A 25618-nucleotide genomic window follows, 5' to 3' on the forward strand; every position below is an offset into this window, starting at 1 on the left:
AAATCAAAAGAATTATGAAAAGAATATCCTGCATCCCGGCGATCATCCTGTTCTTCTTGCTGAGTGCTTTCATCTGCCGGGGTCAGCAGGTCTCCCGTCCTAACATTATCTTTATCTATATCGACGATATGGGCTATGCAGACCTGAGCTGCTACGGCAATACGGAGATGCAAACGCCCAATATAGACCGGCTGGCCAAGGAAGGTATCAAGTTCACCGACTTTTACGTTTCCTCCCCGGTTTGCTCCCCCTCCAGAGCAGGAGCGATCACGGGTCAATATCCGGGGCGCAATAAGCTATACGGGTATATCGACAGCCGCTGGAAAAACCAGCAGCGGGAAATGGCCGACTGGCTGGATCCTGATGCACCCGTCATCGCCAGAACGATGAAAAAAGCCGGCTATGCGACGGCGCATATCGGCAAGTGGCACCTGGGCGGCGGACGGGATATCGGCAATGCGCCGCTACCCGGAGAATACGGGTACGACAAAACGCTGGTCGCCTTCGAAGGCCTGGGCAACCGGGTGCTGATCAGGGGTAACGACGGGCTGAATGCAGCCAGCGCAAAACTGGGCAACGGGCATATTACCTGGGTGGATCACGACTGGCAGAAAACGCCGCTGTTTGTGGATACCACCATCGCCTTTATCCGAGAGCATGCACAGGAGCCTTTTTATGTGGAGCTATGGTTCAACGATGTGCATGATCCTTTTGAGCCCCGGCCCGACCTGATGAAAAAGTTCAAAAAATTTGCCAACGATAAGTTCAAGCAGCAATATTTTGCAACCTTATATGAAGTAGACGAACAGGTCGGACGCCTGCTCGATATGCTGGACAAAACAGGGTTGGCCAAAAACACCATCGTGGTGCTGGCCAGCGACAACGGACCTACCGACTGGCCGCGTTATTACCGGGACGACTATTATCCCCCCGGCAGCGCAGGCTATTTCCGCGGCAGAAAATGGAGCCTCTATGAGGGCGGTATCCGGGAACCTTTGCTGGTAAGATGGCCCGGACATATCGGACCCGGGAAGGTCGATTCCACCACCATTACCTGCAACATAGACCTGTTTCCGACGCTGTGCCGCCTCGCAGATGTACCTGTGCCCGGCGACCGGCTTGACGGTGAGGACATGAGCAGGGCCTGGGCCGGCCGGCCGCAGCAGCGGAAAGAAGACCTGATGTGGGTATACGGGTTCAATGACAGCTTCCTGAAACCGGCAAATCCTCGTTACCGCAGTCCTGAGCTCGCCATCCGGGAAGGTCAGTGGAAGCTGCTGGTAAACGGAAACGGTACGCATCTGGAGCTCTATGACCTGAAGAACGATATTGCGGAATCGGAAAACGTGTCCGCACAGCACCCGGACATTGCAAAACGGTTGTCCGAGAAAGTGATCGGCTGGTGGAAATCCATGCGCAGCAAGCCGTGAAAAGATACATATAATGCCTGATAACAATTCCGAAGAGAACGATAAAAACAGCTTAAATCAATTTACATGAGAAAGACGATCAAAACCCTGGTGGCGGCCTGCTGTCTGTTATTACCCCATCTGCTCATGGCGCAGAACGGCGCCTGGCGACCGGCGGACGGTCCCCTGACTACGCCCTGGACGGATAAGGTGACTCCCGTGAACGTGCATGCCGAATACCCGCGTCCCCAAATGCAGCGGGAGAAATGGGAAAACCTGAACGGGCTGTGGGATTATAAGATACTGCCGGCCATTGCGGATTATGATGCCGCCGGAGCTAAAACAGCCGACGGCGGAATACTGGTCCCTTTCCCCGTAGAATCCGATCTGTCCGGCGTAAAGAAGACATTGACGCCTGAAGAACGGTTGTGGTATCAGCGCACCTTTGTTGTGCCCGCTTCCTGGAGAGGACAGCGGGTATTACTGCATTTCGGAGCGGCAGACTGGAAAGCCGACGTATGGGTCAACGGCAAAAAGATCGGCGGACACCAGGGCGGATACGATGCCTTCTCATTTGACATTACCCCGGCATTAAAGGAAACCGGAAAACAGCAGCTTACAGTAGCTGTATGGGATCCCAGCGATTCCGGTTTTCAGCCGGTCGGTAAACAGTCGCTGAATCCGCGCGGCATCTGGTATACGGCTAATTCCGGCATCTGGCAGACCGTATGGCTGGAACCCGTACCGGAAAACGCCATTGAAAGGTTAAAAATGACACCCGACATTGACCGGAAGACCCTGCAATTACGGGTAAATGCCAGCGATAACAGCAGCGATTATACGATAACGGCCACGGCCTTTGCCGGCGGCAGGAAGATAACGGAAACCAAAGGCGCGCCGGGTAAGGAAATAACGCTCGCGGTAAATGATATGCAGCTATGGTCGCCCGAACACCCCTTCCTGTACGACCTTACGGTTACCTTATTTAAAAACGGCAAAAAAATAGACGAAGTAAAAAGCTACTTCGGCATGCGTAAGATCAGCATGGGAAAAGATGAGGCCGGCATAACACGCTTATTGCTGAACAATAAGCCGGTATTCCAGTTTGGCCCGTTGGATCAGGGATTCTGGCCCGACGGAATTTACACCGCCCCGACAGATGAAGCTCTGAAATTCGATATCGAAAAGACAAAAGCCTGGGGCTTTAACATGATCAGAAAGCATGTGAAGGTGGAACCCCAGCGCTGGTATTACTGGTGCGATAAGCTGGGCATGCTGGTATGGCAGGATATGCCCAGCGGCGACGCTCATATCCGGAAAGACGAACCCGATATTAACCGTGTTGCCCAGTCGGCGCATAATTACAGGCAGGAGCTGAAGCAGATGATGGATGAACATTACAATCATCCTTCCATTGTTACCTGGGTTCCCTTCAACGAAGGATGGGGGCAGTTTCAAACCGCCGAAATTGCCAGGCTGGTAAAGCAGCTGGACCCCACACGGCTCGTGGATGCCACGACGGGATGGGCCGACCGCGGCGTAGGAGACATGCACGATATGCATAAATATCCCGGACCGGCCATGTTTCCGGTGGAAGCCGGCCGCGCATCGGTACTGGGCGAATTCGGCGGACAGGCGCTGGTGGTAAAGGATCATCTGTGGCTTACCGATTTCGCCAAAGCGCCCCGGCATTATAAGACCTCCACATCATCCGATGCCCTGCATCAGAAATACAGGCTGATGATGGATACGCTGCGCATATTAAAAAAACAGGGATTGTCTGCAGCGGTATATACCCAGACCACCGATGTGGAAGTAGAGGTAAACGGGATCATGACCTACGACCGGAAGGTGATGAAATTTGATGAAACCACCTTACGAAAAATGAATCAGGACGTAATCCGCGAACAATAGACCGGTTACGCCGCCGTACCCGTTCCGGCCGGCCGTTAAAAAATAAAATTAACGGATGACGTCAACAGATAAATATATAGAAATGAAAGTACCTGCTTTTATCCTGACCGGTCTTTTATGCGGTCTTTTGCTGCAACCCGTCGCCGCACAGACGGGACCCGCCCATAACCGCCCCAATATCATCCTGATCATGTCGGACGATATGGGCTATTCGGACCTGGGGTGCTATGGCAGCGAAATCTCCACCCCCAATCTGGATTCGCTGGCGATGACAGGCCTTCGCTACACCCGGTTTCACAACATGGGGCATTGCTGTCCTTCACGCGCCGCCCTGATGACCGGCCTCTACCCTCATCAGACGGGACTGGGCTGGATGACGGGCACGAATTTTCACCTGCCCGGCTTTACGGACGAGCTGAACGAGCATTGCGTCACCATAGCCGAAGTGTTAAAAACGGCGGGTTATGCGACGCTAATGGCCGGGAAATGGCATTTATCGCATAATATCCATGCCGGCGGTCCGCAGCACGACTGGCCGCTGCAACGGGGTTTTGAAAAATTTTACGGCATCCTCACCGGGGCCGGAAACTATTATGATCCGGCATCCCTGTGCCGCGACAACACCCTGATCACGCCGCTGAACGATCCCGAATACCATCCGCAGCATTTTTATTTTACCAATGCCATTACGGACAATGCCGTCCGGTTTATGCAGGAGCGCCCGAAGGACAAGCCGTTTTTTATGTATGTCGCCTACACCACGGCACATTGGCCCATGCAGGCACCCGAAGAAGCCATTGAGAAATACAAGGGGAAATATGACGCCGGCTGGGATGTTCTGCGCCGGCAGCGGTTCGAACGGGAAAAGGCCTTGGGAGTGATCGACAAGGACGCAACCCTGTCGCCTTCAGATACGCATCCCTGGGCCGAAGAGAAAGACAAGGCCGCGATGGCAAGGAGAATGGAGACCTATGCGGCCATGATCACGATCATGGACCAGGGAATCGGGAAGATCGTGGATGAGCTGAAGAAGGAAGGGATTTTCGACAATACCGTCATTGTGTTCCTGCAGGATAACGGCGGGAATGCGGAAGGTACGGGATTCGGCGGTCCCGAGGGGGAAACCAGGCCGGTAGTACCCAAGAATGCAGCCGCGCTGAAGCCGCTGGGAAAAGATGAAGTACAATATGCCATCAATCCTCCGGTCACCCGCGACGGCAAGCGGGTCATGCAGGGCAAAAACGTCATGGCGGGGCCGGCAGATACTTACCTGGCTTATCTGAAGCCCTGGGGCAACCTGTCCAATACACCCTTTAGAAAATACAAGAATTTTGTATACGAAGGCGGCGTTGCCACCCCCCTGATCATCCACTGGCCGGACGGCATAAAAGCAGAACGGGGCGCGGTGCGCACCCAGTCCGGACACGAAATCGATCTGATGCCGACGATCGCCCAGCTGGCCGGGGCCAAATATCCTTCCGTTTACAAAGGAAATGAGATCACCCCCGTGTCGGGCATAAGCCTCATCCCTACTTTTGAGGACAAGCCCCTGCCTCCCGAGCGGGCCATATATTGGTCGCACCAGGCCAACCGCGCCATGCTGATGGGTAAATGGAAGATCGTTTCGGGCGGGATACTGAACGGCCCTTATGGCAAATGGAAGACCTATGTCAGCCTTCCCTGGCAGCTCTATGATATGGAGAACGACCGCAGCGAAATGAGAGACCTCTCGGCAGAGCATCCGGATATCGTCAAAAAGATGGCGGCCATGTGGGACAAATGGGCGCACAGCACCAACGTCTACCCGATGCCGTGGAAGGAAGTGAAGCCGCCGCTGCGCCCGGACTATATGTCTACGCCCTGGGAATACCCGGATTTCTAAAACTCAGTTCGCTCCCAACTAAAGATTTGCCTTATATCCGGATTAGGTAGTTACCTGCGTTTCAGGCGCAGGGTGACAGTCATATGTCTTCGATTCCGGCATCCGTCCTCTCAACAAATCCCCCGAAAAGATCGAAAGTAAAACCACCGTCAGGTTGGCTCCCCTGGATAGTAAACGTTATTTTTTTAATTCCTTAACGTTGAAATAATAATCATTTCTGTCTTTTGCTGCCGAAATCTGCTGACAGGGAGATAAGTTTCATGTATAGTACACACCTGCATCCGAAGCATGCATGGTGCAAGAAGTCTTTCTTATTAACTCTAAAATTCTAAAATGAAACATTCAGGTTATTTAAAGCGAGTGTTGTTCATAATACTCGCTTTATTTTTTTGCGCAAGAGGCATTTCACAGTCCATCAGCGGAACAGTCATGAACGACTCCGGCGCTGTTATAATCGGAGCATATATTAAAATTACAGGCGTACAAGACAAGCAGGTGTTCAATGCAATATCCAATGAACAAGGTCATTTTTCTTTTCAAAACCTGAAAGGCAGCAATAGCGCTTATGACATCTCGGTTTCGTATATCGGATATTCTAAATACACGCTTCAGAATTATAAAGTAAATACCTCTGGTGAAAATAAGTTAAAGATAACCCTTTCGGCTACCGCTAATGATTTAAGTCAAGTAGTGGTGATCGGTTATGGTACGGTAAAGAAGCCGGATATTACCGGCTCTGTAAGTATCATTACAACCAAAGACCTCCAAAATCAGCCCGCAACAAGGATTGACCAGATGCTACAGGGCCGTGCACCCGGCGTGTATATCAAGTCGACTAACGGAGCACCCGGAAGTCCTACGACAATTCGGATCAGGGGCTCAAGGTCTATTAGTGCCACCAACGAACCCATCTATGTTATTGATGGCGTAGTAGACCCCGGCGGCACCAACCTTAACTCCATTAATCCTGACGATATTGAGAGCATCGATGTGTTGAAAGATGCTTCTACCACCGCTATCTATGGTTCACGGGCATCTAACGGTGTGGTACTCATTACCACCAAAAAAGGCACACCCGGCAAGGAGAGCTTTCATTTTTCAACCAACCAAGGTTTCTCCGATTTGGTAAAGAAGCCCAAAATGATGAATGCTAAGGAATTTATTGATTTTATCAATGAAGACCATACTTATAGCGGTACAGCGTTGCTTTACCCCACTCAAAATTCCATTGATTCAATTCTGAATATTGTTGGCCCAAATGGCACTAACTGGATGGATGCTGCTACTCAAAGAGCTTCCTTCTCCAGCTATGAACTGTCAACCTCCGGTGGTATTGCAGGGAACCACGGCTATACGTATTTCCTATCTGGCAATGTGGTGGACCAAGAGGGTATCATCAGAAATACCGACTTCAAACGTTATCAGGCTCGTTTTAACTTTACAAAGAACTTCTCTTCAAAAGTAAGTCTCGGCCTCAATCTCAATGTGAGTGGCACGAACCAAAACTTGAACAATATTAACCTGGGTTCTAACTCCGGATGGTATATTTCATATCTGTTCATTCCGCCCACGATGCCCATTCATAAAGCAGACGGAAGCTACGAAACCTACAATCCCATTTGGTACACAGGTGGCAATATTGACAACCCGGTAGCAATTGAAGATAAAATAACCAACAAAGCGGCGGTTAACAATATGCTCGGCAATTTCTATCTGCAGTACGAACCCTTTGCCGGCTTAAAATTGAAGTCAACACTCGGCGTGAACCTCATCAATCAGCGCACAAATTACTACAGCCCCACGGATATGCCCAGCAAGATTGCCAATAACAACATGATCGGATCTGCTTCTTCCGATAGTTACAATACTCTCAGCATTATTAACGAAAATACGGCAACCTATACAAAGAGCTTTAAAGACCATCATGTGGACTTCCTGTTTGGTACCAGTTATCAGACAAAAAAAGTAGACCGTTTGTATGCTTCGGCTTCAGGGCTCACCAATGATATTACACAGTTCAACAACTTGGGAGTAGCCTTGCAAGATAACAGAGGTATCGCTTCTAACCTCGATGAAAATACGGTTGTTTCCTTTCTGGGACGCGCTAACTATGATTACCGGAAAAGATATTATTTAACCTTTACGGCCCGCAGGGATGGGGCTTCCAACTTCGCCGACAGTAAAAAATGGGGCTTCTTTCCCTCAGGTGCCGTCAAGTGGCGTATAGCGAATGAATCATTCTATGAAAACTCGAAAATAAAAGATGTAATGTCTGACCTCGCTGTCCGTGTAAGCTATGGTTTGTCGGGCAATCAAGGTATTTCCGATTATCAGTCGCTGGCATCTTTATCCTCTAACAGCAGCGCTTATATATTCGGTACTTCGCAGTCTCTGGTACTCGGTTATACGCAGGGACAGGTTGCCAACAACACGCTTACCTGGGAAACCACCGGACAGCTGGATATCGGTCTTGATGCCGAGTTTCTCAACGGCAGGCTAAATTTTACGGCAGACTATTATCACATGCTTAGCAAAGACCTATTGTTGACTGTTCAGATTCCCGCTCAAACCGGTTATGGATCGAGACTTGAGAACCTGGGTAAATCGTTAAATGAAGGTTTTGATTTTTCAGTTAGCGGCGATGTGATCAGAGGACGTGACTTTAGATGGACCGCCAGCATCAACATATCTACCAACAAGCAAACAGTAACCGATATCGGTCCGTTAACAAAAGTGTTACTTGATGGAGGTATCGGGTATGGCATCCAGACCAGCTTCCTCGAAAAAGGAGTGCCTCTTGGCGCCAATTATGGTGTTGACTACGCCGGTACATGGAAAACCCAGGCCGAAGTGGACAACGAACTCGCCAAATCTACAGGCGATCGACAGTACGTATCTGTCCCTGCTAACTACAGACCGGGCGGACCTAAATATGTAGATTACAACCATGACGGAAATCTGGACGCGACAGATTACCACTACCTCGCGCCGGCAAATCCTACCATGTATGGCGGTTTCGGTAGTACATTGAGCTATAAACGCCTATCACTTGATTTCTTCTTCCAATTTAATACAGGCAACAAGCAGTTCAATGCGATGGAATTTTTCGCAGGCATGGGGACAGGTCTTACCAATCAGATGGAGTATATGGTCAATCGCTGGAGTGCCGAGAACCCCAACTCTGATATTCCTTCGGTGGAATCACGCGACAATATACCCGGCTCTCGTCTTCTGCATAATGCTTCCCTGCTGCGTCTGAAAACAGCTCAGATTAGCTATAGCCTTAAAGGACTGTTTGCAAAGAATATAATCAAAGACCTGAATGTATTTGTGAGTGGAAACAACCTGCTGTTGTGGACTAAGTACAACGGCTTTGACCCTGAAACCAACAGTGGCGGCAGCAGTTCAACCATCGTTGCTACGGATAATGGTAATTATCCTAACAGCAGAACTATCACCTTTGGCGCAAATCTTAATTTCTGACCAATCCGCTATTTCTCAAATCGATAAATAACAGACAATGAAAATAAAAATAAAATCCATGAAAGCATATGCACTTGTACTGTTGCTTACTGGAGGAGTCTTTGCAGGCGGATGTAAAAAAGCGCTCGAAGAAAATCCCAAAACCTTTATATCCCCCGACCAGTTTTTTACTACCGCAGACCAATGTACGCAAGCTGTAAATGGCGCTTATTCATCTTTGTACAACCTGTACACCAATACCACTTTCTGGGCATCTTCAGAAGAGGGCACAGATCTGACCATTACGGCAGATGCTAATAACCTCATTCCTAATAACTATACCATGAGCTCGGGTAGCGTGTTTGTGAGTTTCTGGGGTAGCATGTACAGCGCTATTAAAAATGACAACATGATAATTAACCGCATTTCAAAAGCCCCTATTGACGAGAGCCTGAAAGCAAGGTTGATTGGTGAAACTAAATTTCTAAGAGCGTTGTGGTACTTTACCTTAACCAATACCTGGGGAGATGTTCCTTTGTGGATAGATGAGCTGGATGTAGATGCCGTAAGCAGCCTCCCGCGCAGCTCAGTAGCAGATGTTCGCGCACAAATGATTAAAGACCTCACAGATGCGGCGGCAGCATTGCCATTAAGCTATGATCCTGCTGATGTAGGCAGAGTAACCAAAGGTGCGGCACTGACGCTTTTAGCTAAAGTATATCTGTACAATAAGGATTGGGCTAATGCGCAGAAAGCTGCCCTGCAGGTTGTTCAAAGCAATCAATATGCCCTGCTCACGGACTATTCTAACCTGTTCGATATGCAGGAGCGTTATAACGACAATAAGGAATCCATCTTTGAAGTGCATTTTCAGCGCATTGCCGCTTCGGGTACCAATGTTAAAATCCACAACCTGGTATCTTACTATATGATGGCAAGGGATGCGGGAGCAAACACCTATGCCGGCGTAGATTTTGGTAGCAATGTGGTGATCACAGGCTGGTATGTGTTTATCCCTACAATGAGACTCGTAAGCATGTTTGAAGACAATGATTTGCGTAAGAATGTAGTGCTTGGATACGGATATAACGGGCAAACGTTCAACCGGTGGCCAAAACCTGACGGCCGCCCCTGGTTCGGTCCCAAATTCTGGGACTTGAATGCCAACAGCACAGCCAGCGGCAAAGACCTATATGTATTACGCTATGCAGATGTATTGCTTATGCTGGCCGAAGCGTATAACGAGCAGGGCAATACAACGGAAAGCCTGAAATATATAAATCAGATAAGAGAACGCGCCGGGCTGGCAGACCTTTCCGGTGTATCTCAGGAGGGAATTCGTACAGAGTTGTTCAAAGAACGGGCAATTGAGTTTGTAGGGGAGTTTCAACGCAGGTACGACCTTGTACGATGGGGTAAACTTGAAGATGCTGTTAAATCAGTTGCAGACGAAAATACGGTGGGGGCAGCCAATTTTAAAAGTTACATGAAATTGTATCCCATTTCGGCAGACGAAATAATCAAAGACCCTAACCTTACACAAAATCCGGGATACTAATACCGGTAAAAAGTTTGTAAACGTGCTTGTAACAGGGATTACCCTCACTTCATTCGGGTAATCCCGCCCGCCTCAGGCCGGCTGAAGATCTTCATAGGCAAGTTATCAGGAGCGAAAGACAGTTATTAATTATTTTTCATAGTTCATAGTCAGATGTCATACATTTGATCTACATGAATTGCACAAAAGGAATGGAAAATAATCATTTTTCACAAATATTAACTGTTTTTTACGACAGAATGACTCCGGAAGAAGGATATCTGGCTGGATATGGCGCCATAATCAATACATACGAATTACAGGTTCCGCTTCCAGATAAGCAGGGAAAAGGACATCTATCTGAAAGAGTAAAGTAAGGAATTCCAGGTATTAACATCAGATGAAATAAGAGCGATAGAAAGCAAATTCGGTGAAATATTTAGAATAGGTTGAGGGACATTATTATTGGGACGGATTTACTGAAGCAGAATAGTACGGATCTAAAGGCCTATTTCTCTGGCGATAAAATCTTTTACTCCTTCCGGGCCGGTAATGGTCAGCCATAGAGGGTTGTCCGGACGACCACTCACAGACAGGCTGAATTCAAAAAAATCACAGCAAATCCGCTCTGTTTTTATGAATTCCGCCAGTTCGTTCACCATGGCATCAGCGCCGGTAAACCGGTAAGAGAAACCGTTTTCCAGTTCCCTTTTTTCCAGCACTTGTTTTTTGAGACTGGCGATAACCGTCTTTTTCCTTTGACGAAGTTCGGGAGTAGTCAGCTTACAGGATAGCGAAGTGGGGCCCGCCTGTTTGGTCCCGGCCTGCTTACGGTCTGTTTTGTTCATTTTACGGCTATTTTGTTGGCTATCCACGCAGATAATCACTGCCAGGTAAATAAACAATTGCGTGAGCAAGCTCGTCTTCTCTGGCAGGGATTACCCTCACTTCGTTCGGGTGATCCCTGTCGCCTGCGGCGGGCGGGCTAAAGTCCGTCGATGGCTGTTCGCTTCGCTCCCTTCATTTTTATTCCCATCAGCTTGGTCAAGCAAGCTTGCCACGCCAAGCCTTGGGATTACCCTCACTTCGTTCGGGTGATCCCTGTCGCCTGCGGCGGGCGGGCTAAAGCACAAAAAAGCCGGCGCTGTGCGCCCTCCATTTTTATTTTCATCCGCGTTGCAAAATGAACTTTGCACGCTCCTGAAAATAAAAATGCCTCTGATGAGGCTTTTTTGTGCTTGCGGAGAGTGAGGGATTCGAACCCCCGGAGGTGTTACCCTCAACGGTTTTCAAGACCGCCGCAATCGACCACTCTGCCAACTCTCCGGGCGCAAAGGTAATCAAAAATAATTATCCTGCACCGGGCGGAACGGCCCTGTCCGGCGGGGTATGCGCTTAGTTCATCTTCATGATGTAGGCAAAGATATCCCGGACATCCCGGTCCGGCATTTTATCCAGCAGGCGCTCCGGCATCGTGGAGGTCAGCCGGGGCCGGATCTCCCTGATCTTATCCGCGGAAAGGACCATCTGCTCCCCGCCCAGCGGCGGCCGGATGGTAACGGATTTTCCGCTCCGGGAAACGATCCTGCCCTCCAGCGTACGTCCGTCGGCCATAATGATCCGCTGCACCTCAAAACCTTCCCGGATGTCGGCATTCGGATCAACGATGTTGATCAGCAAGGTTTGAAGGTCGTGCCTGTCGTATCCGCTGAGATCAGGACCTATGTTCCCGCCTTCTCCATTGAGCCGGTGACAGGTGGCGCAGGTACTCAGGAAAAGCGTATGTCCCTTTGTTGTATCTCCCGGCGCGGACCGGATCAGTTTTGAAACTCTGCTCATGGTGCCCGCCTTCTCCGATGAGGTCAACGGTCTTGCATCAGGCCACAATTTTTCAACGGCATCGTTTATGTCCTGCTCTCCAAGCAGCTTCAGGCGGTGCACTATTTCATCAGGTATCTCCTTCGGACTGATCTTACGGGTCTTTACAATTTCTGTCAAAAGTCCACGGGCCCACTCGGCACGGGTGGCCAATACATTTAAGGCCGCCAGCCTGTCGTAATAATCGGCGTGAAAGACAGGATAGGCCTTTATGATCCGTGAACCGATCTCAGGAAGGTTATAACCCGACAACGCCCACAGGGCAGCGGCACGCAGCGTGCCCGGGGTCTGACCGCTCTCCACCAGCCTGAGCAATACAGGAACGGCGTCCGGCCGCTCAGTTTCACCCATCAGGCGAACATAAGCGAGGCGATACCCGAGCTCTGCCTTATCGTCCGCGATGACCCCAAGGGCCTCCTTCACCGCCTTCGGCTCTCCCATCCGTAAAGGCAGTATCAGCGGCGCTTCCCCGAATACGGCATGAAAAGGCTTCAACAAACTTATCAGATCAGGAGGCAGCTCGGTAATGTCCTTATCGACAAGACCTTCCTGCAGACCGGCTACAAGCAGGCGCGACAGCTTCATCGAGGGGGATAGCTTTAACAACCGTGTGGCGGCATCGTAATTGTCTTTCCCTCCCGCCATGATATAACGCTGCATGAGGCGCTTCAGCACCACTTCCCGGACGACGGCATTGTTCCAGACGGCAGGGTCCCTGAACAGGGTCAACAGGGCCGCTCTGTCCGACTCCGACTTGGATTCAACGGCCCACCAGATGAGCAGCGGTATATCCGGATCATCCATATCGCCGGCATTGCGGAGCAGGTTTCTGATAATGGGCACGGCATCGGGCCCCGGAAGCCGCTTAGCCGTAGAAGCAAGCTGGCTCCGGACCTCAGGATGTCGTTCATGACCGGCCAGCCTGGCCAGCTGCGCAGCAATCGCCGGGGAGACCTTACCGGCATCCCCCAGCAGGCGCACGCCCCACATCCGTACATAAGGGTCCTTGTGGCGAAGCGCCTCGACAGCGATCTTATCATTGAAACCACCGCTGAGGTTTATGGCCCAAAGTGCCTCTAAAGCGGTCTGACCGTTATCCGATCCGAACAGGCGCAGCAAGGCCGGGATCACCGTACTGTCTTTCCGGTCGCCCAGCAGGAGGATAGCCTGCCGGCGGAACCATTCATTCTTATCGGAGAGCAGCGCTATCAGCTGCTCATTCGAATAAGCGCGCAGATCAAATGCCGGAACAGCGGCAGCGCTGTCTTTGTTGCGGAGCCGGTAAATGCGGCCGGTAACCTTGTTCCATGTATCGTGCGGGTCTACGTGAGACAGGCGGCTGTCGCACCAGTCCGCCAGGTAAACGGCTCCGTCGGGACCGGCCTGTATGTCTACAGGGCGGAACCAACGGTCCTTCGTTTCCAGGATATGCCCTTCATCTATGTTCCGGAAAGAGGATCCTTCCGGCTCAAACCGGGCAAGCTGCACATAATTCAGCAGCGGATTTATGGCGATCATCTTGCCCTCATAGCGCTCCGGCAGAGCGCCACCTTCGTATTTGATAAAGGCATGGGTAAATCTTTTCTTATCCCCGGTATGGGCCATGTTGGGCAGATAACCGAAAGCATAGGGATTGCTGAGCGGCCCGTGTTTGCCCCAGCTCTTGATATAATAGCCTCCCTGCTTGTAATCCGGACCGCGGTCCGTTCCGTTGGATCCGGAATAAATGCGCCCCTTCTCGTCTATCTCGATATTAAAAGGGTTGTTCCCTCCCCCTTCGGCAAATCTTTCAAAGACGTGCGATACGGGATTATACCGCCAGATGGCCTGTCCCTGTAAGAAAACATTTTTGGTGACGGAGGAGCTCACCGTTGAGGTGCAGGTACTCCCCTGGGCGCCATACAGCCAGCCGTCGGGCCCCCAGGTGAGACTGTTGGCGACCGCGTGGGTATCCTGTATGCCGAAGCCGCTCAGATGGACAACAGGAGGGCCGTCCGGGATCCCGTTCCCGTCCGGGTCGGGATAGGCCAGGAGATAAGGAGGGTTCAGTACCCAGATACGCCCCCGCCCCAGCGCTACGCTGGTGGCTATATTCAAACCGTTTATAGCATCCGTGGCCTTGTCGTATTTCCCGTCGCCGTCCGTATCTTCAAAGAAGGTGATCTTATCCGCCCCCTTCACCGCATCCGGAGGAGGATCCGGTACCTTGTCAAAAGTGACGCGCAGATAATTGTCGACATTGGTTATTTTCAGCCCTTTGGGATAGGGGTATTGGTTATATTGCACCACCCAGAGTCTCCCGCGGTGGTCGAAGCTGATCTCAACGGGCTGGGTAACCGCGGGCTCCGACAGCACCAGGTCCATGGCCAGATCGGAAGGATACCGGAACCCGGCGAGCGCATCCGCGGCCGGTGTGGCCTTTGAGGAATCCGAGAGCGCGCCCAGTCCCTGAAAGGATTTCAGGTATCTTGCCACATCGGCGTTTCCGGCCATCGAATCGATAGCCGACGGGTTACCCCCGCCATCTGCCGGTCCGGAACCCTGACAGGCCTGCAGCGCTATCATGGCAGAGAGGATAATGCATAGCGGTGTTCTCATCTTCGGTATGCGCGCAGTTTTAAAATACGAATATCATGGTATAAGCTTATTAAGGGTATAGCAAACCAGCCTGTTGGCCAGGGGCACTCCGGAAGGATTACTGATAGGCCCAAGCTTCAGCTCATAAATATAACCCGGATCCAGCTTTCCCAGCGTAAGAGAGACTTTCCGGTGATCCCCGGAAAGCGTCACGGCAGTTACCGGAATATCGCGTACGTCTACCTGGGGCGCGACATCTATGCCTTCGCTGATATCTTTTTTTCGGTATTCGTACCGGTAGCGGCGCATCTTGTAATTGGCCGTATCCCCTGCCGACGCCGGGTCAACCGGTTGGGTAAACGTCAATTCGAAACCGGTGCGGGTAAGGTGCATGGTATAGACGTCCATCGGCATTTTTCCGGTAAAAACGATCTTCTGTATGCCCGATTTACCCACCCATCCTCCGAAACCGATCTGCCCTACCCACAGGCTGCCGTCGGGCGCAAAGGCCAGCCGGTTGTTGCCCACCCGGAGGCCGTGTCCGTCTATGAAGGGTATGCAGGCACCCTGCAGCTCCCCGCCTACTTTTTCCAGCATCACCCGCACAATGCGGTCCCGGTTCATTTCCCCCACGAACAGCTGTCCCGCAAAGGGTCCGAATTTTCCTTTCGTAACATCGGCCAGCGGCTGGGAAGGGGAATTGGCCATGATGCCCTGTGGAAACTGTACGGCAGCTACCGTCCTTATCCGGTTCAGCTCCTCAACCGGTGCATTAAAAGGGTCTCTGTCCTCCCAGCCTTTCCGCCATACCAAGCTGGCGGGATGCCCATAAAACCGGCCTTCCCGCACATGGTAGAGTGCGCTGGTAGGCACCCAGTCGCTTTGGTTATCGGTGACCAGCAGGTTTCCGTCCGGATCAAAGCCCAGGCCGTTGGGCGACCTGAAGCCGGATGCAAAAGGATGCAGCTTCCCGTCGGGTGTAAGCTCCATTACCCAGCCGCGGTACGGTACTACGGAGAACATTTCCGCATGCCCGTCTGCTCCGTCGCGGCCCCGCCGGTTAATCTTTCCTCTTACGATCGACCGGATACCGTCTCCTGAAGAAGCGGTATTCAGCGCAATGAACAGGTTGCCCGATTTGTCCCGTACCGGGCCATAGGCAAACTCATGATAGTTGCCCGACATGCCGAAGTCGCTGGCAGCATTCTCATAAAGATCCGCCTGTCCGTCCCCATCCGTATCTTTTATACGGGTCAGCCCTGAAAGCTGCATGACAAGCACCGCTGAATCGTTTACCGCCAGGATGCCCAGCGGAAGCAACAGCCCCTCGGCAAAACGCTTCCATGCCTGGGTGTGCAGGTCATAGGTCATCACCTCTCCCCGCATAAAGCAGGCGACCAGCCTTCCGTCGGGCATGAAATCCACCCCGCCGGTCTGGGCGGTCAGTCCCTGCGGCATCTTTACCGTTTCGACCCGGTAGGCCTCCCCGGCCGCTTTCTGTCCCACGGCAGCGCAGTGGAAAAGCGATAAAAAGAACAGGGAGAGCAGTATGCTGTATGATCTTGGTTTCATTACTTTTTCTTCTTTTTAAATACCCAATGCAGGCTGGTCATGGTGATGGAAAAGCTTCTGGCCTCCGCCGGGGAAAGCTTCAGCTTGCCACCATCCCAACGGCCCGCAGAAGCCTGATATTCGATCGCGTCATCTTCCCGGTTGGTGAAGAACCAGACGGTCTGCCCGGCATGCGGAATACGGAAAGAACGGATCAGTCCCATACTGTCCTTTCCGGGCCGGATCAGCTCATATACATCCGTGCCATTGAGGGTGTAATGAAATTCGGGATAGCGGTCAACCAGCCGGTACCCTTTGTACCTGGCCTCCGGAACAGCCGCATCTGCACCCCACCGGATGGGAAAGTCGGTATTGTCCCGAAAGAAAATATCGCCGAGGATCTTTGCAGAGGCATTGAAATGACCCTTCCATAAATCAGACATGTCAAGAAATCCTCCCTTCCATGCAAACTGCAGCCGGCAGGCCGTTTCGTCCCAGCAGTAGGATATCTCCCCGGGCAGACATACGGCAACGGAGGCCGGGCTGGCCCCCTCGAGGTAAGCATTGTACAGATAAGGGGGTGTGAGCGCATACGGATGCGGGCTTGCCTCCGGCTGGTGCTGATGATGTTCCTGCTCACTCCCTCCGGCTTCCCTGTCGTTTCTGCGTGATTCCGGGATATTCATATCCCCGCTGATGTCCGGAAGGGCATTCTCACGGGTGACGTACATGGCGCCGTACATCACGAAACCGTGGCCGGGATACGTGCAGACATACGGATAGACGCCGGGTTTATCCGGTGCGGTGAAAGTAGCGGACTTCGTCTGACCGGGCGATACGAGGGGGATCGACCACAATACGGCGTCCAGGGGAGGGGTATAGTTCAGCTCCGGTCCCTTTTCGGCCAGCTTCAGGGCGGCGTTGACCACATCCAGCCGGGACCCCGGCCGGGTGACGAGCAGATTATGGCTCATATCGCTCACGTTGTGCAGGTTGATCCTGACTTTTGCCCCCGGCTTCACTTTAAACCGGACCACATCATACTGCAGCTCATTGGTGGCTTTTATATCGACAGTGAAAACGGTATGATCACCGCAACCGGCCAGGAGCAGGACGATGAGGGACAGGGCAATCCATATACAGGGACCGGTGAAGATATGCCTTTCCGTTAGGTAACATCTTATTGACATGCAATTTGGGGTTGAACGATGACCGGTCTATAGTTTCAGCATTTTTCGGGCATTCCCTGACCTCAGGAGCGATTTGACCGCTTCGCCCGCCTCGTTTTCCCGCAGGGCGGCGATCCGCAGCTGTCCGGTGAGATAATCCAGTATCGGGGAATGCGTTCCGAAAGCGAACTTATCCGTTCCGTAACTCCTGAGCAGCGACCCCAGATCGGTAAGCGTCCTGCCGGACGTATCCATGAGCACATTCATCTTCTTGAACGATGCATTATCCTCTTTATTCAGGTCCAGGCCGTTGGCAACGTTCAATATCATATATTTCGCATCGGGGACGGCTTTCATGATCGGAAAGATATTCTTCAGCGTCCATTCCTTTTTGGGCGTTCCTACCACATAGTCGATATCCATCCAGGACCGCTGACGACTGTCCACCATACGGAAATTAAAGGCCATTACCATGTCCATATCCCGGGCCCGCTTCGCCAGCTCTACAAGGGCAGGATCGGTGATGTCATAGTCGTGATACTTGGGATAGAGCCGGATGCCCTTCATCCCCAGCTTGTTTTTACACTCCTCCATATCCTTCTGCCAGCCTGCATAAATGGGGTTGATGACGGCAAAGGGTATAAACCGGTCGCCGAACCGCCTGTTCGATCTTATTTCGTTATACAGCTCGAGATTAGCCGACTGGGTATTTTTATAAAATATTCCGTTCAGGTTGCTGATCACGGAAATATCGACGCCATAGGTGTTCATCCGGTTCAGCAATGCCTCGCAGGTATTGTACTTCAGCTGCATGAACGGCCAGTGCCCGGTATAGGCGTTTATATCAATCCACATTTCTGCCTCCTTTTCTTAAAAGGTTATTATAGTTTTCGAAAAACACCTTACGTTTCTGGACCTCGGTGAGATTGGATGCCAGTATCTTGCCTACGCTCTGGTAATAACAATTGTCCGATGCAAAGAACAACCGGTCCTCTCCCAGGTGCCCGACGGCAAAGTCGATCATGTTCTCGGCGTTATTGCTGCCCGAAGTATCCACATAGATGTTGGGATGATCGCGGAACAGCTTACATTCATATTCCCAGTCGCCTCCCCCGCCGATATGGGCATACTGAAACACCCCCTCCGGGTACCGCTTGGCAATATCCACAAAGTCTTCGGGTATGGACGTGTTCGGCGCCTTGTAGCCGTTATATTTTTTCATACGGTATCCCCCTACGCCGAGCTGGCATTCCGCATGCGAGAAGATGATCATCTTCAGATCGATGAGCTTTTCGATGATCGGGAAATATAAGGGGTTGTTGATCTTTTCCTGGTAATACAATTCTCCCGGTCCGATCATGCCCGCATCCATGCAGCGTTTTATTTCTTCCAGCGATTCCTTGCGGTATTCGGGATTCAGCACGAAGCCGCCCAGAAGATGGTCGGGGTATTTTTTTATGGCTTTTATCGTCAGATCGTTGTACTTCCTGAATTGTTCCGGTGTACCGGGAAATATGCTTAAATACCGGGAGATGACCTGCTTTTCGATGCCCAGCCGCTCGCCGAAGTCCAGCTGGGTGCCGGGACTGTCGTCCGTGAAATAAATATGGGCATGGGCATCGATCTTCCGGTATTTCATCGTCTCCTTCATGATATCGTACTTATCGGGAGGTCTGGTCGCTGCTTCAGCTGAGCGGCTCATGCCTTTGAGACGATTTCCGATCAGCACACCGGCTGCCGTGGCGGCGGTATGGGCAACAAATTTTCTGCGGTTTATCTGGTTTGACATAATAAGCTACGTTCGGATTATGGATTCTTTATCAGGGCATTTCTGTTTTCGTATACCTTCATGATCGCATTGACGATGTTATCCATCTCGTCTTTTCCGGCGAGCAGCGTGCCGGAACCCCAGAAGGAAACCATGGTCTCATCCGAGATACGGTCGCAGTTCGGCAGATGCATGCCTTCCTTATATTCTTTCAGACGGGCGGCAGTATACATCTTCTGATAGCTTTCAAGTCCGAGAATATGATCTATCCAGGGTTCACGGTGCAGGCCGGTACGGATATAGGAGCCGAGGGATACGCCTTCGGCCGCCACCGCCTTCAGGAAAAGGCTGCGGGCTGCGCCGTTGAAATGATCCTTGTGATAGGTCATGCCGAAATGGTAATACGCTCCGCTCTCGGTGCCCGGATAATGTTTTTGGGGAACCAGTCCCGGAAGGTCTTTCAGCTTGTCGCGGAGGTAGTTGGCATTTTCATTGCGGATGCGGAAGCGCTCCCGGATACCCGGAAACTGACCCATCAGCACCGCGCCTTCAAATTCATTCATCCTGTATTTTGGTCCTATGGTCTCGTTGCTTCCCTTTCTGGATGTGCCGTGATTCTGGACGGTATAGCATTCATCCATCAGCGCCTGGTCGTTTCCGACCACTGCTCCCCCTTCGCCACAGGCGACCGGCTTGCTGGCCTGGAAGCTGAAGCAGCCCAGATCGCCTATCGTTCCGAGTCCTTTGCCCTGATAGCGCGCCAGGTGGGACTGGCAGGCATCTTCTATTACTTTAAGGCCATGCTTCCGGGCTATCGCCATAATGTGTTCCATATCGGCGGCCACGCCGAAAATATGGACCGGCATGATGGCCCGGGTATTGCTGTTGATCCTTTTCTCGACCTCATCCGGATCCAGCTGATAGGAATCGGGATCTACATCAACCATTACCGGAAGCGCCCGGCTGGTCAGTATGGAGGATATGGTACCCATATCGGTATACGGGGAAGTGATCACCTCGTCGCCCGGCCCGATACCCAGCGCCTCCACGCAGGTGCTCAGCGCCTGCGTGCCCGAACCGGTGGCCACACAGTAGCCGGTTCCGATCAGGGCGGCGAATTCCTTTTCAAAAGAGGGAACCGTTCCATTCGCAGCTTGAACACGGCTCCATATACGGCTCTTCGTCGTCTTTACCACCGTATCTACAAGATGATCGTCCACATAAGGCCATGGCGGTCCTATCGGGCCTGCCCGGCGGACCGGCTCCCCGCCCAGCAGGGCCAGCTTGCCCTGCCGGCGGTTCAGGATGGTGACCGATCCCAGCACCTGAAGAGGACCGGCGGCCGTGGCCAGGGAAGCGCCTGCCACGCCGGTAATGAATTTACGCCTGGAGAGCGCTTTCTTTTTCATATCATATAGATTTTGGAAACAAGATCAGTATCCTTCGTTCTGGACCAGCACACCGGGATCGGCGAGCTGGATCTGCTCATAAGGAATAGGAAAATATTTCATGTAGGGCTTGGCAGAGATGGGCACCGTCACCGCACCCTCTCCGGTGGCGGAGCTGTAATCGCCCTTGATCCCCTGCAAAGCGGTGGTAAACCTTCCCGTGCGCACCAGATCAAACCAGCGGTTGTTTTCCACGGCGAGCTCCAGCCTCCGTTCCAGCAGGAGCTTATCATAAAACGTTTCCTGGGTAGAAATATCGGCCAGCGTATAGTCATGTGAGGTATTTCCAAAGGCCCGCTCCCTGACCTTGTTGATCTGCTTCAGCGCCGCATCGGGCTGGTTCAGGTTATACAGCACCTCCGCATCCAGCAATATCATGTCGGCCAGGCGAAGCAGGGGGATGTCCAGTCCGGAATTATTGGGATCGGAAGGAACGACCCATTTGTTGAAGTAGGGGAACCAGATGGGCGCATCATTCGGCTTGTGCGCATAAGGCAGCCACTCTTCCTGGATGGTTACGGGGAGACGGGTATCTCCATCTACAAATTCCTTCCGGAGATCCCAGGTGGGCCGGCCTACCCTGTTCCCGTTGGTGATGGTCTGGAATATTCCGCCGAGCGGAGCCAGATCATAGGTCAGGGTTTGCGCGTTGGTTCCCGCCACATAAGGAACGGAATATATGGCTTCCTTGTTCTGCTCTGTCTCTAACCTGAAAAGATCGGCGTAGTGGGATACCAGGCTGTAATCGAATTCGCTGAAAAGCTGATCCAGGTATTTTTTTGCGTTGTCCCAGTCTTTAAGATATACATAGACCTTGGCCAGCAGCGCCACCGCCGCACCTTTGGAAGCCCGGCCCCAGGGAGTGGCGTCCGGCTGCGGCAGCGTGTTTACTGCTGTGTCCAGGTCTTTGATAATAAGGCTGTAAATTTCCTGCTCAGTGGCGCGGGGCACCTTCTTGGACTCTTCGACCGTGATGATGCTGGTAACGGCGGGTACGCCTCCGAAAATACGTACCAGGTCAAAATAGAACATGGCCCTCAGGAAACGTGCCTCACCGGTATACTGTTCCTTCTCCGAACCGGCATAGTTGACCGGCTTATCGATGTTGGCCAGCACCAGGTTGGCCCGGAAAATCCCGTTGTACGTGGTTTTCCAGAAGCTGTTCAGCTTATCGTTCTGCGGACTTACCGTGAGCGTGCTGATCTCATCCATTCCGGGAGCCGTTGCAAAATAAGCGGCCCACATATTGCCGGACGGGATCTCCATCAGCGTATAGTCGGTCGGCACCCGGGATTGCAGGCTGTTGTATATCCCGAGTACGGCCAGGTCGATATCCTTTGCAGAACCAAAGGTATTGTCTGTGGTCTGGATCGAATCGGGAACGGGATGCAGCAGCTCTTTCTCGCAGGAGCCCAGCAACAGCGCTGAAAACAATAAACCTGCGATATAAAAATTAATTCTGGACATCGTTTTTAGTTTTTTATTACACTAATAGTCAGAATCCGACATTAACACCGAGTACAATGGTCCGGTTGATGGGCTCCGAGCCAAAGTTTACACCCGGCGTGCTGTTTATACCTGATATATCGCCTTGCGTGGTGCCCTCGGGATTATAGGCATGATTATCCTTGTTCTTGATGATCAGCAGATTGCCTACGGAGACATATACCCTCAGACTTTTGATGCCTTTCCGGCCGACCAGGTCAGATAGGTTATATCCCAGGTTCACATTCCGGATGTTGACGAAGGAAGCATCCTCTATATAATAATCGGTATTGGTGTTGTAGCCAAACAATTGGGAAAGCGCCGCCGCGGGGGTCATGCCATCTCCCGGATCATCTTCCGACCACCATTGGTTCTCGACGACGGAACGGCGCATGGCGCCCAGCGTATTCCCCTGGTAATACTGGCTTTCCGCATTGAATATCTTGGCGCCCAGGGAGGCCTGTATTGCAATGCTCAGATCAAATTTTCTCCAGTAAAAATCATTGGCCATGCCCAGCTGCATTTTGGGCTGAAAGTTTCCCAATACCACCCTGTCGTGATCCGTATCGATCTTTCCATCCCCGTTCACATCCTTTATGATCGGGTTGCCCGGCTTGGTGCCTGCCAGGTGCGGAAGCTTATCGATCTGCTCCTGATTCTGAAACACCCCGATCATCTTATAGCCGTAATAGGAGAACATCGGAACCCCTTTTCTCAGCAGGAAGCCCATGGACCATAATTCGTTGATCCGCTCATCCACCCCGCCCAGGTCGACCACCTCATTTTTGTTATGGGAAAAGTTAAAGGCCGTATTCCATTTAAATTCTCCGGTCAGGTTCCTCGTATTGATTTCCACATCTACACCGTGGTTCCGGACCACGCCGATATTCTGTATGGTATTGGTGAACCCGGTAATGGCGGGTATGTTCACATTGTACAGCATACCGTCCGTACGCTTATCATAGTAATCGAAATTGATGTTCAGCCGGTTGTCGAACATGCCCAGCTCAAGGCCCAGGTCGTATCCCTTCACCTTTTCCCAGGACAGCAGCGGGTTTTCTATCGTGGTCTGGGCGATCCCGTTCACGGTCTGGTTATCGGGTGAATAAACGACGTTGCCTACCGCGCCCAGATACTGGAAGTCGCCGATGTTGAAATTACCGGTCACCCCGTAGCTGGCGCGTAACTTCAGCTCGCTGACCGCCTTAACGGACTGCATGAAGTTCTCATTGGAAACGCGCCAAGCGGCCGACGCCGAAGGGAAATAGCCCCACTTGTTCTTTGAGCCGAAGCGGGAGCTTCCGTCGCTCCGGAAAGAGGCGGCAAGCAGGTATTTTTCCTTGTAGGCGTAATTCACGCGGGCAAAATAAGAGATCAGCCCCCATTTCGACTTGGTCTGGGTTGAAGCGGAGGGATTGATGATGGCATTATTCAGCGTTTCGATGATATCGTTGTTAAATGAATTGTTGACCGCAGCCATCGAGATGTTCTGGGAAGAATTCCGCTGATAGGAGGCGCCCAATATACCTTCGATGTCGTGCACATCGTTTATCGTTTTATTATAGCTCAGCACGTTTTCGTTGATCAGGTTGATGCTTTGCGTCTGGCCCAGGCTGCCGGTTACCGTTTCCTGCACGTCCCCGATACCGCTGTGAAAATTGTTGGTCGTGCTGTATCCGATATCCGTTCCCACGGAGGATTTCAGGCTCAGCCCTTCCATCAGGTTAAAGTTGATAAAGGCCCTGCCGATATTTGAAAAGGCATTTACATAGTTCTTTGTACCGTAGAGGAAGGTATAGGGGCTGGCCTGACCCGAATGGCCGGTAGGGATATAATCAAATGTTCTGGGGTATTTTCCGTTGAGCTTGTCGGGGCTGACGAAGGGAGGATATTTTACCAGGCTGACCATGTTGCTGCCTGCGATCCGCCGTTTTGAAAAGTAGGGATTCAGCTCCATACCCAGACTGACCACCTTATTGATCCTGACGTCCAGGTTGGCCCTGAAGCTGTAGGTCTGGTAAAATGCAGTTTTTATTGCCCCCTCTTCATTCTCGTAGGTTCCCGAAACATAATATCTTACATTTTCGGTGCCGCCTTTCACGGAAAGGTTGTAGCTCTGTATGGGCGCGGTCTGTGTTATTTCATCCTGCCATATGGTCTGGGGCAGCTCTTTGGTGAGCGGGTTTACCTGATAGGTCGTGGGGCGACGCGGATCGCCGAACATGGGAATAGAGACGTCCCCGCCGTTCCAGGCAAATTCCCGGTTCTGGTACTTGACCAGGTAATCGTACCATTCGTCGCCGGTCAGCCAGTCATGGAATACCATGGGCTTTGCAAAACCGTAATAAGCATTCAGACTGAGCGCCGGTTTGCCCGTCGATCCCCTTTTGGTGGTGATCAGGATCACCCCGCCGGCCCCGCGGGAGCCATAGATAGCGGCCGAGGAGGCATCTTTCAGCACCTCCACCGATTCCACATCATTCATATCCAGCTGGCCCAGGCTGCCGCCCGGAAAGCCGTCGATCACGATCAGCGGAGCGTTGCCGCCGCTGATGGATCCCTGCCCCCTTATGCTTACGGTAGGGGCCGCTCCGGGGATATTGCGGTCTGTGGATATATTAACCCCGGCCAGCCGGCCGGCCAGGGCGGTTTCAATGCGGGTAGCGGGAACCTGGTCCAGCTTCTCATTCTGGATCTTTGAAATGGAAGCCGTGACGGAGCTCCTTTTCTGGGTGCCGTACCCGATCACGACCAGCTGATCAAGCGCCGAAACCGTCGTCTCCAGGCTGACGTCTATCTGAGTCCGGCCGCCAACAGAAACCATCTCCCTCCGGAATCCGGTATAGGAAAAGGAGAGCGAATCCGCTGCGGACACGCCGGACAGCGCATAATGTCCTTTGTTATCAGTGGTGGTGTTGAGGGACTTCCCTTTGACCAGGACGGTGACACCCGGCAGTGGCTCATTTTCCGAAGCCGACCGGACCGTGCCGGAGACGCTTTGCGCCCGGGCTGCGTTGAGGGATAGAAAGAGCAGGCAGGCGGGCAAAGCCGCCCAAAGCCCTTTGGATGGAAAAGCGAAAATGCTCATAACGGAAGATATTTAGACTTAAAGAACTTGCTTAAGGTCCCTGAAGACCTTATTATATATTGGGGGAAGAAACGCGGATCCTGGTTTTGCCGCCTGCTGTTCAATACTTCTCCAGCCCGTTCTAAAAACGGTAACGTTACCGTAACTGTGAGAGGCGATATCTTATCTTCTGTTCTTTACTTGATCCTCGGCTAATTTTGGAAAGATAACTTAATGGGTACGTACACGAACCAAATATAAAAAGTCTTTTTTGATCATCCAAATTTTATTCTTGGATATCGCTGCCCCATTTCGCCTCTTCTTTTTTTCTCCGGCAGGCGTCATTGTACTTCCTCTTATCCTTCGGATAACCGCCCTTTGTCTTTATCCTGCTCAGCTACGTAAGGATCGTTGCCCCATATCCTGGCCAAAGCAGTCAGGCTGCCGCAAACATTAAATTCGTAATTTAGC

At 51.9% G+C, this 25618-nt stretch carries 15 protein-coding genes and 1 tRNA gene; 6 read left to right on the forward strand and 10 right to left on the reverse strand.

Going from position 1 to position 25618, the window contains the following annotated elements; genetic code table 11:
- Positions 1 to 14: 14 nt before the first annotated feature.
- The 5 genes from ABD851_RS07000 (at position 15) to ABD851_RS07020 (ending at position 10225) form a co-directional block, all read left to right on the forward strand.
- Positions 15 to 1430, forward strand: coding sequence for a sulfatase-like hydrolase/transferase (locus tag ABD851_RS07000; protein ID WP_344977580.1), 1416 nt, complete (start codon positions 15 to 17; stop codon positions 1428 to 1430).
- Positions 1431 to 1496: 66 nt separating this feature from the next.
- On the forward strand, positions 1497 to 3323 hold the full coding sequence (locus ABD851_RS07005) for a glycoside hydrolase family 2 protein (protein WP_344977583.1): 1827 nt from the start codon (positions 1497 to 1499) through the stop codon (positions 3321 to 3323).
- Between the two features lie 82 nt (positions 3324 to 3405).
- Positions 3406 to 5205: an arylsulfatase gene (locus ABD851_RS07010; RefSeq protein WP_344977586.1), complete on the forward strand. Its 1800-nt coding sequence runs from the start codon at positions 3406 to 3408 to the stop codon at positions 5203 to 5205.
- Between the two features lie 333 nt (positions 5206 to 5538).
- Positions 5539 to 8688, forward strand: a complete 3150-nt coding sequence (locus tag ABD851_RS07015) for a SusC/RagA family TonB-linked outer membrane protein (RefSeq protein ID WP_344977589.1) — start codon at positions 5539 to 5541, stop codon at positions 8686 to 8688.
- 58 nt (positions 8689 to 8746) lie between these two features.
- Positions 8747 to 10225 carry a RagB/SusD family nutrient uptake outer membrane protein gene (locus ABD851_RS07020; protein ID WP_344977592.1) on the forward strand — a complete coding sequence of 493 codons (1479 nt, stop codon included), beginning with the start codon at positions 8747 to 8749 and terminating at the stop codon, positions 10223 to 10225.
- Between the two features lie 479 nt (positions 10226 to 10704).
- Here ABD851_RS07020 and ABD851_RS07025 read toward each other — a convergent pair whose 3' ends face one another.
- Complete coding sequence (locus ABD851_RS07025) at positions 10705 to 11052, reverse strand: hypothetical protein (RefSeq protein ID WP_344977595.1); 348 nt, start codon at positions 11050 to 11052, stop codon at positions 10705 to 10707.
- Positions 11053 to 11202: 150 nt separating this feature from the next.
- Here ABD851_RS07025 and ABD851_RS07030 point away from each other — a divergent pair, with 150 nt between their 5' ends.
- Complete coding sequence (locus ABD851_RS07030) at positions 11203 to 11391, forward strand: hypothetical protein (RefSeq protein WP_344977598.1); 189 nt, start codon at positions 11203 to 11205, stop codon at positions 11389 to 11391.
- A 54-nt stretch (positions 11392 to 11445) separates the two neighbouring features.
- Here ABD851_RS07030 and ABD851_RS07035 read toward each other — a convergent pair.
- The 9 genes from ABD851_RS07035 to ABD851_RS07075 all read right to left on the reverse strand — a co-directional run bounded on the left by ABD851_RS07035 (position 11446) and on the right by ABD851_RS07075 (position 25168).
- Positions 11446 to 11530, reverse strand: a tRNA-Ser gene (locus ABD851_RS07035).
- 69 nt (positions 11531 to 11599) lie between these two features.
- Positions 11600 to 14680 carry a PVC-type heme-binding CxxCH protein gene (locus ABD851_RS07040; RefSeq protein ID WP_344977601.1) on the reverse strand — a complete coding sequence of 1027 codons (3081 nt, stop codon included), beginning with the start codon at positions 14678 to 14680 and terminating at the stop codon, positions 11600 to 11602.
- A gap of 33 nt (positions 14681 to 14713) precedes the next feature.
- Positions 14714 to 16231 carry a PQQ-dependent sugar dehydrogenase gene (locus ABD851_RS07045; protein ID WP_344977604.1) on the reverse strand — a complete coding sequence of 506 codons (1518 nt, stop codon included), beginning with the start codon at positions 16229 to 16231 and terminating at the stop codon, positions 14714 to 14716.
- Positions 16231 to 17400, reverse strand: coding sequence for a plastocyanin/azurin family copper-binding protein (locus ABD851_RS07050; protein ID WP_344977607.1), 1170 nt, complete (start codon positions 17398 to 17400; stop codon positions 16231 to 16233). Before ABD851_RS07050 ends, ABD851_RS07045 begins: the two co-directional genes overlap by 1 nt.
- Positions 17401 to 17427: 27 nt before the next feature.
- Positions 17428 to 18234 (reverse strand): amidohydrolase family protein, encoded by an 807-nt coding sequence (locus tag ABD851_RS07055; RefSeq protein ID WP_344977610.1) that lies wholly within the window; start codon positions 18232 to 18234, stop codon positions 17428 to 17430.
- Positions 18224 to 19168 (reverse strand): amidohydrolase family protein, encoded by a 945-nt coding sequence (locus ABD851_RS07060; RefSeq protein ID WP_344977613.1) that lies wholly within the window; start codon positions 19166 to 19168, stop codon positions 18224 to 18226. The genes ABD851_RS07055 and ABD851_RS07060 overlap by 11 nt, the downstream gene beginning before the upstream one ends.
- Positions 19169 to 19185: 17 nt before the next feature.
- Positions 19186 to 20556 carry a DegT/DnrJ/EryC1/StrS family aminotransferase gene (locus tag ABD851_RS07065; protein WP_344977616.1) on the reverse strand — a complete coding sequence of 457 codons (1371 nt, stop codon included), beginning with the start codon at positions 20554 to 20556 and terminating at the stop codon, positions 19186 to 19188.
- Between the two features lie 24 nt (positions 20557 to 20580).
- Complete coding sequence (locus ABD851_RS07070; RefSeq protein WP_344977619.1) at positions 20581 to 22062, reverse strand: RagB/SusD family nutrient uptake outer membrane protein; 1482 nt, start codon at positions 22060 to 22062, stop codon at positions 20581 to 20583.
- A gap of 28 nt (positions 22063 to 22090) precedes the next feature.
- Complete coding sequence (locus tag ABD851_RS07075) at positions 22091 to 25168, reverse strand: SusC/RagA family TonB-linked outer membrane protein (protein ID WP_344977622.1); 3078 nt, start codon at positions 25166 to 25168, stop codon at positions 22091 to 22093.
- Positions 25169 to 25618 lie beyond the last annotated feature (450 nt).

It is taken from the genome of Compostibacter hankyongensis, assembly GCF_039541075.1.
Taxonomy (GTDB): domain Bacteria; phylum Bacteroidota; class Bacteroidia; order Chitinophagales; family Chitinophagaceae; genus Compostibacter; species Compostibacter hankyongensis.